The sequence below is a fragment of the Streptomyces sp. SID13666 genome (assembly GCF_010548325.1).
Classification (GTDB): Bacteria; Actinomycetota; Actinomycetes; order Streptomycetales; family Streptomycetaceae; genus Actinacidiphila; species Actinacidiphila fildesensis.
In genome coordinates this window covers 149,713-159,874 of record NZ_JAAGLX010000017.1, presented here as the reverse complement: position 1 = coordinate 159,874, position 10,162 = coordinate 149,713, and the positions used below count along the sequence as shown (strand labels likewise).

The following is a 10,162-nucleotide window of genomic DNA, read 5'->3' as shown; positions in this document are numbered from 1 at the left end:
GCGTACGCGCTGGTGCGCCAGGAGGTGCTGCGCGGGGCGGTGGCGCACGGCGCGGAGGACGGGTGGCGGAAGCGGGCCCACGAGGCGCGCGGCTGGCTGCCGTTGCCGCATGTGTGGGGGCTGCGGCTGCACCCCAAGGCGGGCGGTACGGACGAACTCGCCCTGGACCGTTCGCTCTCCGCGCTCGGCAGTCCCGCCCGTGCCGCGTTCGCGCTGAGCGCCCTGGAGGGGCTGGCCGAACGCGAGGTGCGGCAGGTGCTGGCCGCGGCGGGCGTCGCGGATCCCCGCACCGCTGTCGCCGAGGCGGCCGCGGCCGCCGGTGAGGGCGGCGAGCCGGTCCGGGCGCTGCTCGGCGGGGGCGAGTTCGACCCGTGCACGGTGCAGGCGCGGCCGACCGATCTGCTGCGCCGCCGGCAGCACATGCGGGCCGCGGGCCTCGCGGGCGCGGCCGTGGTGGTCGCGGCGGTGCTGCTGCCGCTGGCCGGCTCCGACGACGGCGACCCCGGTTCGTACGCCGCCGGGACGCCCGCCGGATCCGCGAGCCCGCTGGAGTCGTCGGCGCTGGTACGGGCCGACACCGCGCTGTGGGAGCACACGGCACGGATGGACTTCACCGCGTGGCCGGCCCGGGGCGGCCGGAAGGACGACACCGACCTGCTGCGCCGCGCCCTCGCCGTGTGGTCGCGGCCCGGGGAGCGGGTGCAGGTCTCGGCGACCCCCGGCACCTCGCGCGGCCTGCCCGCCCAGCCCCCGCAGCTGCTGTACGCGGGCGATGTGGGCGAGGCGGCCGTGGTCGTGCTCTACGACGGGATGCGGATCGTCCGGTACGCGGAGCCGCAGGACGGCAAGGGCTTCGCCGCGCTGGACTTCGCGCGGGTGGACGACGCGGACGTCACCACCGGTGCGGCCGTCGTCGTCGGCCGCGTCGACGGCAACACCCGCTTCCTGACCGCCCCCTGGGTCGACGACGCGCAGACCCGCGACCTGCTCCAGCCCAACCGTGCCGGACAACCGCTGCACGTCGCGGCCGATGGCGTCACCGACCCCGTCCGAAGTCCGGGCGCGGGCGCCCCTGCGGGCCAGTGCGGGACGGCGTGGCCGGTGCTGCAGTTCCGCTCCTCGGCAAAGGTCGTCGAACAGCACTCGTTCCTGCTGACCGACCTGGGCGATCTGACCCCGGTCCATCTCACGTACACCCCGCCGCCGGGCGGCACGTCCGCCCCGGCCCGGCAGCCGCGCGAGGCCACCGGGTCGCAGGCCCTGCTGAACTGGGCGCACAGCGCGTGCCGGCTCGGGGCGCTGCGCGGCCAGGGCGTACGGGCCGTCAACAACTGGGAGTTCGCCGAGCAGCGGTTGCCCGAGGGCGGCGCACCCGCGTCGTGGGTGTGCACGCGGACGGACACCTGGCGCGGCGCCGGGCAGGCGATGGTGCAGTTCCAGCCCCCCGGCTCGTCGCCGACCGCTCTCGCGGCGGTGGCCGCACAGGCCGAGGACACCAACGCGTGCAGCCGGTTCGGCCAGCACGTGCTGGCCGGCGTCATGTGGAAGTCCCCGGCCGGCCACTGGTTCCTGCTCGCGGCCGGCAGCCGCGAGGTCACCAAGGTCTCGGCCACCGGCGGCGTCCGCGCGAGCGCGGACGGCCCGCTGCTCGCCGTCCGCGCGGAACGCGGCGCGAACGCCAAGCTGACGGGCCGGCTGACGACCGGCAGGACCCTGGACGCGCTGGGGTAGCGACTCAGCGGCTGGGGACGGCCAGGGACATCGTGACGTGGTCGTCCACGTGGCTGTCCTCGGCCCAGCCCTGGCGGGCGTAGAACGCCTGGGCCCGCCGGTTGGGCCCGAAGACCTCCAGCCGGGCGGCGGTCACGGCGGCGTCCTGCCAGGCCGTGACGCACGCCCGGTGCAGGGCGCTGCCGAGGCCCGCCCGCCAGAGCTCCGGGTCGACGTGGAACTGGAAGAGCTTCTCCTCGCCGGGCCGGAAGCCGAGCACCGCGAAGGCGACCACCCGGTCCTCGCGCAGCACACAGAGCACCTTGCGGTCGGCCGACCCGATCGCGCGCTCGGTGCCTTCCCGGCAGCGGCGCAGTTCGTCGGGGCCGTTGTACGCCTCCTCGGGGAGGTGCCCCTCGTAGTACGTGGCGCGGGCCCTGCGGTGCACGTCGGCGATGCTGTCCAGGTCACCGGGATCGGCGTCACGGATCGTGACGGATATGGCGTTCATGATCCCCTGGACGTCCCCTCGGGGGTGGCCGGTTCCGGGCCGGGGGCTCCGGGTGAGAATGACGGCCATGAGCGATCTTCAACGAGACGGTGTGATCTTCCGGCAGGCCACCGAGGACGACGTACCCGCCCTCGTCGCCCTGTACGACGGCGCCGCCCGCTGGATGCAGCGGCACGGCATCGACCAGTGGAAGCCCGGCCAGAAGAGCGAGGACCACTTCCTGCTCCGTATGAAGGAGGGCGAGGTCTGGCTCGCCGACACCGGCGCCGCCGCCCCGGTCGGCGGCTGGGAACTGTGGTGGGACGACGAGCCCGCCTGGGGCCCGCAGCCCCCGGTCGCGGGCTACATCCACCGCCTGATGACCGACCGCGCCACCGCCCCGCCGAACCTCGGCCGCGCGATGCTCACCCACGCTGAACACCGCATCACCCGAACCGGCCGCACCCTGAGCCGCCTGGACTGTGTCTCGACCAACCCCCGCCTGCGCGCGTACTACGAGTCCGCCGGCTACACCGTGACCGGCGAACAACCCCTCAAGGACGGTGGCAAGGGCAGCAGGTACGCGGTAACCCTCCTGGAGAAACGGCTCGTCGACTGACGAGACCCGCCCCCCGGGTGGGAGGCGGGCCCTGTCCGTCGTTCCGCGCGGTTATCGCTTCGTGTAGATCGCGACCGTGCGGGCCGGGATCGTGAAGGTTCCGGTGGTTCTGTCGTAGGTGGCGGTTCTGACGATCGGGTCGGAGCCGGTGGACTGGATCGGGTGGAGGGCGTAGGGGGTGCCGGTGAGGGCGGGGACTCGCTGGGTCCGGGCGGTGGTCGTGGCGTTGAAGACGACGACCAGGTCGCCGAGGCGCATCGTGATGACACCCGGGGCCTCGTCCTGGCCCGACAGCGGGAAGGAGAGCCGGTCCTGGACCTGGGCCGCTGAGGTCAGTGCGAAGGCCGGTTCCGTGGAGCGGATCCTGAGCAGGTCCTGGTAGGCGGCGGAGGCGCCGGTGATCTCGGCGCAGCCGGGGTGCAGCGCGGGTGAGGTGAGCAGCGGCTTGGCGAACGGCCACTTGGACCGGTTGTCGGCGGCCGGCGGGAGGCCGCGGCCGAAGCCGTTGCCGGTGGCGCAGTCCCAGTGGATGGCGTTGAACCAGTCACCGGAGTCGAAGGAGTTGCGGTCCAGGGACTTGGAGCGCAGCAGGTCGCTGCCCGCCTGGTAGAGCGCCGGGCCCTGGGAGAGCATGGCGGTCGATTCGGCGAGCACCTGCATCCTGGCCCGGTCGGCGGCCGTCGTGGCGGCCGGGAGCTTGAAGGCGAGGGCGTCGTACAGCGATTCGTTGTCGTGCGCGTCGACGTAGGCGAGGGCGTCGCCCGGTGCCGCCGCGTATCCGGCGGGCCGGCCGTTGTAGTCGACCTCGGAGCCGTGCACCTGCTTGCCTGCGGAGTCGGTGAAGGTGAACGCGCTCAGGTTGCCGGTGAGCCCGACCTTGATGAGGTCCTGGTAGTGCAGCAGCCGGGTCTTCTGCTCGGCGGTGGTGCCGTTGGCGGTCGAGGAGTTGGGGTCGGTGTAGAGGCCGCTGGCGAAGCCCTGCACGCCGGGGTCGGCGTCGAACGGGCTGCCGCCGCGTACGGCGTCGCGGGCCCGGTCGCTGAAGGTGGCGATGCCGGTGCCGGCCATGTTGGCCTGGGTGGCCTGCTCGAAGCGGGCGTTGTCGGCGACCTCGCCGAAGTTCCAGCCCTCGCCGTACATGATGATCTTCTTGCCGTCGACGCCGTCCTTGGCGAGCGTCAGCGCGTCCAGCGCCTTGCGGACGGCGAGGATGTTCGCCTTCGGGTGGTGGCCCATCAGGTCGAAGCGGAAGCCGTCGACCTTGTACTCCTTCGCCCAGGTGACGAGGGAGTCGACGACCAGCTTGCCCATCATCGCGTTCTCCGGCGCGGTGTTGGAGCAGCAGGTGGAGTTGGCGACCGAGCCGTCCGGCATCAGCCGCTGGTAGTAGCCGGGCACGATCTTGTCGAGGACCGAGGTGTCGGCCTGGCCGGAGGCGGAGGTGTGGTTGTAGACCACGTCCATCACCACCCGCAGCCCCGCGTTGTTCAGGCCCTGCACCATCTGCCGGAACTCGGTGGTGCGGCCGGCGCCGTCCGGGTCGGTGGCGTAGGAGCCCTCGGGGACCGTGTAGTGGTACGGGTCGTAGCCCCAGTTGTAGGCGTCCTTGGCCGCGGCCTTGGCCACGCACTCCTGCTGCTTCTCGGAGTCGGCCGGGAAGGAGGCGAGGTCGCAGTCCGGGACCGCCTGGTCGGCGGTCTTCTCCGGGACGGTCGCGAAGTCGAACGCGGGCAGCAGGTGCACGTAGTCCGTGCCGGCCTTCGCCAGCGCGCGCAGATGCGTCATGCCCGCCGAACCGGGAACCGTGAAGGCGGTGTACTTGCCGCGCTGCGCGGCCGGGACGGTGGTGTCCGCGACCGAGAAGTCACGGATGTGCAGCTCCTGGATCTGCGCCTGGGCCAGCGGCACCGCCGCCGGTTTGGCCTGCCGCTGCCAGCCCTTGGGGGCGAGCTTCGGGTCGGCCAGGTCGACGAGGAGGCTGCGGGCGGAGTCGGCGGTCAGGGCGACCGAGTACGGGTCGGTCACCAGGTTGGTGACCAGCTTCTGGACGCTCGGCGCCCAGACGGTGACCGCGTACCGGTACGGCTTGCCCGTCCAGTCGCGGCCGCCGGTCACCGACCAGACGCCGCTGCCGGCGTCGCGCCGCATGGGGACGGTCCTGCCGTCGATCTCCACCGCGACGCTGTGCGCGGTGGGCGCCCAGACCGACAGGGCGGGCCGGCCGTGGTCGAAGACCGGGCCGAGCGCCGCGCGCTGCGCCTTCGCGGCGTACAGGTCGTCGAGCACCCCCTGCGTCTGCACACCGGTGGCGGCGAGCAGCGCCCCGTTCGCGGCGCGCTGGGTGGCGATGAGCTGGCCGGGCAGCGCGGCACCGATCCGGTCCCGGTCGCGTGGGTCGACGGTGAAGGCCGCGTACTCCTTGAGCTGCGGGTACTTCGCCTTCTGGGCGGCGGTCAGGCCGCCGGCGACCGGTGACAGCCGCAGCCAGTGGCCCTCGTCGGACAGGGCGCCGTCCTTGACGGTGATGCCGCCGTCGGGGGCGTAGACGAGCTGCTGGCTGGCGGAGGCGCTCGCGTCGGTGTGCCAGGCGACGGTGTCGCGGTCGATCCACTGCGCCTGCGCCTTGCTCAGGTCGAGGTCTCCGCCCGTGCCCTTGGGCTGCGGGAGCAGGTACTTCTGCGTGCCGGCCAACAGCCACACCTCATGCCCGCTGGAGGCGAGGTCCAGGGACTGGTCGGAGGGCAGGTCCTTGGCGTCGCCGTTGTGAAGGATGTAGCTCACCGAGGTGGCACCCGGGGCGAGCGGCACCTCGTACACGGCACCATAGGCGTCGATCCGGGTCGGCTGGAGCGGCTTGGTCCAGTCGGTGGGCGTGGCGGCGCCGGTCCAGGTGTGCAGGCCCCAGTGGGCGTAGTCGCCGTCGGCGCGCTGGTAGTGCAGGACGGCCTTGGTGGTGTCCTGCGGCGGGTAGGCGCCCGTGGGCGGCGCGTTCAGCACCTCGGTGCTGCCCTGCTTGATCCACACCTCGCCGGTCTTCGTGAGGTCGACGGACCGGTCCGCGTCGGTGTCCTTGACGCCGTTCTTGTCGACGGCGATGAAGCCGACGCTGGACGCGCCCGGCTTGAGCTTGACGTAGGCGAAGGCGCCGTAGGCGTCGCGCCCGGAGAAGGGCTTGCCGGCCGGCCAGGTGGTGCCCTCGCCGTCGGCGATGTCGCCCCAGGTGTACAGGCCCCAGTCGGTGTAGTCGCCGTCGGTGCGCTGGTAGTGCACGACCGCGTAGTCGCGGGAGACGGCGCTGGGCGGCGTCGGCCGGACCGGTGCGCCGCTGGTGGTGGCGGCGGTCGCGCTGCTGATGTGGCCTGCGGAGTCGGTCACCACCGCCTTGTAGCGCAGGGCGGTCCCGGCGGGGACGGCCGCGTCGAGCGCCTGGGTGACGGTGTAGGGCGCGTGGTCGGCGGAGCCGAGCACCTGCCACTTGGCGTTGCCGACCTGGGCGGCGAAGACCACCCGGTCGAGCTGCCCGCCGGTCACGCCGGCGGAGATCTCTACGGTGCCGGTCGCGCCGGCGGCGGGGGCCTGCAGCGCGATCGACGGCCGGGTGGCCGGGGCGCCGAGTGGCTTGTCCGCCTTGTAGACGACGGTGGACAGCGCGGGGACGGTCACGGTGACCTTGCTGTCGCCGCCGCTGTGCAGGGTGCCGGTGGCGCCGTGGAGCGCGCGGAGGTCCGCCCCGGCCGCGCCGGTCGGCACCGCCACGGTCTTCGCCTCGGCCGCGTTGTTCACCGCGACCAGGTACTCGGTCCGCGCCTTCGGGTCCGTACGGGAGTACGCGTACACGCCCGCGCCGTCGGCCGCGTACCGCTCGGTCTGCACGCCGTCGCGCAGCGCCGGGTTCTCCTTGGTCAGCTTCGAGAGCGCGGCGATCGTCCGGTACAGCGGCGCCGCGGTGTCGTAGGCGTCGCCGGCGTGGGTGCGGTCGGTGCCCAGCTCGTCGTCGTCGAGGTAGTCGGCGACCTGGGAGGCGAACATGGTCTGCCGGGCGTCCTTGTCGCCGCCGGCCCCGGTGAAGCCCTGCTCGTCGCCGTAGTAGACGACGGGGTTGCCGCGGCTGAGGAACATCAGCTCGTTGGCGAGCTGGTCCCGCCGCACCAGCTCCGCGTCGGTGGCGCCGGGGTTGTCCTGCTTCAGGAACGTCCCGATCCGGCCCATGTCGTGGTTGCCGAGGAACGTCACCGACTCGTAGGCGTTGGCCTTGTCGGTGGTGTACCGGTAGTCCTGCGCGAACAGGCCGGACAGCTTGGCCGCGGAGCCGCCCTGGGAGGCGTAGGAGCGGGCGGCGTCCTGGAACGGGAAGTCCAGGGTCGCGTCGAGCCGGCCCTGGGTGACGTAGGGCGAGGTGATCGCCGTGTCGGCGGAGTAGACCTCGCCGAACATGAAGAAGTTCTTCCGGCCGTGCTGGGCGGCGTACGTGTCCAGCGCGGTGGCCCACTGGGTCCAGAACGGCAGGTCGACGTGTTTGACGGTGTCGATCCGGAAGCCGTCGATCGCGAAGTCCTTGACCCACTTCTCGTAGATCTTCGCCATGCCCTGGACGACCTCGGGACGTTCGGTCCACAGGTCGTCGAGGCCGGAGAAGTCGCCCTGGTCGGTGCTCTCCCCGGCGTAGGTGGAGTCGCCACGGTTGTGGTACATCGCCGGGTCGTTGAGCCACGCCGGCACCTTGAGGTTCTTCTTCTCCGGCGCCACGACGGGGGTCCGCGGGAAGGAGTCGGCGTCGACCGCCGGGAAGTCCTTGCCCGCTGCGGCCGTGGCGTGGTCGGAGTCGTCGAAGGGCGTGCCGTCCTTGCTCAGGTACGGGAACGCGCCCTTGGAGAGGTAGGAGTACGCCTTCTCCTTGTAGTCCACGACGTCGGCGGTGTGGTTGGTGATGACATCGAAGAAGATCTTCATGCCCTTGGCGTGGGCGGCGGCGATGAGCTTCTTCAGGTCGTCGTTGGTCCCGAAGTGCGGGTCGACCTGGGTGAAGTCAGTGATCCAGTAGCCGTGGTAGCCGGCCGACGCGTCCTTACCGGTGCCCTGCACGGGCTGGTTCTTGAAGATCGGCGCCATCCAGATGGCGGTGGTGCCGAGCCCCTTGATGTAGTCGAGCTTCCCGGTCAGGCCCTTGAGGTCGCCGCCCTGGTAGAAGCCCTTGTCGGTGGGGTCGTAGCCGGTGACCAGCCGGGAGCCGGTGAGCCCGCCGGTGTCGTTGCGGGTGTCGCCGTTGGCGAAGCGGTCCGGCAGGACGAAGTAGAACTGCTCACGCGTGAGGTCGTGGCGGGCCGGCTGGGCGGCGAGCGCCGCGTCGGACGGCGGGGCGGGTGGCGCGGCGGCCAGGGCGGGCACGGCGGCCGGCACGGTGGCCAGCAGCAGCGCCGACACCACCGTCGCTGCCACACGTCGTATGCGTGCGGGTACGGACACGGGCGGGTCTCCTCGATACGGAAAGCTCGTGCCGGGGCACTACGCGCCGAGTCCCGCGGCCGCCCGGCAGCACCGCCGGGCGCTGCGGACGCTATCGCTGCCCGCTCCTTGCAGCAAGACCTTGCAACGGACTTCTTCAGGCCCTGGGCCTGCACCGGACATCCGCAGGTAACGGGGATGTCACATTCGGCAGACCCTGCGGAAACTTTCTTGCAGGCTCTTTCGCAAGGTCTTACATCGCTGTTACGTTCCTGCCCAGCCCGAGCAGCCGCACAGCACAAGCGGCGCGCATCACCCACTCCAGGGTGAACCGGGTTTTACCCTCATCAAGGAGACAGGTATGCGACGCGGCATATCCGCCGTGGCGATGGCCGCGGCCATCGTTCTCGGAGCCACCGCCTGTGGCGGCAGCAGCGACAACAAGAGCACCGGGGACGCGGCGAAGGACCCGGCCGGAGTTTCCGGGGACATCACGTACTGGGACACCTCGGACGCCACCAACGAGGCGCCTGTCTACCAGAGCCTGATCAAGGACTTCATGGCGAAGTACCCGAAGATCAAGGTCAAGTACGTCAACGTCCCGTTCTCCGACGTGGAGAACAAGTTCAAGACGGCGGCGCAGAGCGGCAAGGGCGCCCCCGACGTGGTCCGGGCCGATGTCGGCCTGATCCCGGAGTACGCCTCCAACCACTACATCGCCCCGCTGGACGGCACCGCCGCCCTCAAGGACACCGGCGACTTCACGCAGGGCCCGCTCAACACCACCAAGTACGAGGGCAAGACCTACGGGGTCCCGTCGGTCACCGACACCCTGGGCCTGCTGTACAACAAGGAGCTCTTCGCCAAGGCCGGCATCACCAAGCCGCCGACCACGTGGGACGAGTTCATCTCCGTCTCGAAGACGATCAAGGACAAGACCGGGGTCACCGGCACCTACGTCAACCCGGACACGTACTTCCTGATGCCGCTGCTCTTCGGCGAGGGCACCGACCTCGCCGACGCGGCCGCCAAGAAGATCACGATCAACTCGCCGGAGGCCGTCAAGGCGGTCACCAAGGCCAAGGAGATCTACGACACCTCCTCGGCGAAGGTCGACTTCGCCAGCGCCTACGACAACATGCAGACCTCGTTCAAGAACGGCAAGGTCGCCATGCTGATCCAGGGCCCCTGGTCGGTCAGTGACGACATCAGCGGCTCGGCCTTCAAGGGCAAGGAGTCGAACCTCGGCTACGCCCCGGTCCCGGCCGGCTCCACCGGCAAGCCGCAGGCGCCGACCGGCGGTCACGACCTCGCGGTCTACCAGGGTTCCAAGAACCTGGACGCCAGCTACCTGTTCACCGAGTTCATGACCTCCTCGGCCAGCCAGGTCACGATCGCGACCAAGACCGGCACCCTGCCGACCCGCACCTCGGCCTACACCCCCGCGGTGACCGCCGACCCGAAGATCGCCGGCTTCAAGAGCATCATGGACACCGCCCGCCCGCGGGTGGCACTCGCCCAGGTCGGCAGCCTCTTCACCCCGCTCCAGCAGCAGTACGTGAAGATCCTGCAGGGCCAGGTCTCGGTCCAGGCCGGACTGGACGCGGCGGCCTCCGAGTTCGCCACGCTCCTGCCGGGCTTCACCAAGTAGCCCAGCGGCACCAGACTCCGGTCCGGTCGGCCGGGGCCCCTGTCCTCCTCCTGGGAGGGCCGGGGCCCACGCGCCCGGCCGTCCGGGCCGGGCCGAACGCGCGGCCCCGGGGAACGAGCCACCCCGCCCGCCCCGTTCCGAGGGGCGCTCCGGGGCCGCGACACCACTCGCACCATCATCCGTAATCGTGGAAAGAGCCGATGAGTGATGACCACCGCAACCATTGACAGGCAATCGCGCGGCACGGCCC

Annotated in this window: 5 protein-coding genes; 3 read left to right on the top strand and 2 right to left on the bottom strand. The window is 71.5% G+C overall.

Features of this window, described 5'->3' with window-relative positions; all coding sequences use genetic code 11:
• Positions 1-1,731 (top strand): hypothetical protein (locus G3I60_RS22655; RefSeq protein ID WP_203673513.1); only part of this gene is annotated, 1,731 nt, incomplete at its 5' end.
• 4 nt (positions 1,732-1,735) lie between these two features.
• Here the strand turns inward: G3I60_RS22655 and G3I60_RS22650 are convergent.
• A complete protein-coding gene (locus G3I60_RS22650) occupies positions 1,736-2,221 on the bottom strand; it encodes a GNAT family N-acetyltransferase (protein ID WP_164294739.1) in 486 nt (161 codons plus the stop codon).
• A 67-nt stretch (positions 2,222-2,288) separates the two neighbouring features.
• On the opposite strand from G3I60_RS22650, the gene G3I60_RS22645 reads away from it, so the two are divergent.
• Positions 2,289-2,819, top strand: coding sequence for a GNAT family N-acetyltransferase (locus G3I60_RS22645; RefSeq protein ID WP_187144843.1), 531 nt, complete (start codon positions 2,289-2,291; stop codon positions 2,817-2,819).
• Between the two features lie 51 nt (positions 2,820-2,870).
• Here G3I60_RS22645 and pulA read toward each other — a convergent pair whose 3' ends face one another.
• Entirely contained in the window at positions 2,871-8,282 is a 5,412-nt protein-coding gene (gene pulA / locus G3I60_RS22640; RefSeq protein WP_164294737.1) for a pullulanase-type alpha-1,6-glucosidase, read from the bottom strand.
• 340 nt (positions 8,283-8,622) lie between these two features.
• Between pulA and G3I60_RS22635 the strand changes: the two genes are divergently transcribed.
• Positions 8,623-9,912: an extracellular solute-binding protein gene (locus G3I60_RS22635; protein ID WP_138353754.1), complete on the top strand. Its 1,290-nt coding sequence runs from the start codon at positions 8,623-8,625 to the stop codon at positions 9,910-9,912.
• Positions 9,913-10,162 lie beyond the last annotated feature (250 nt).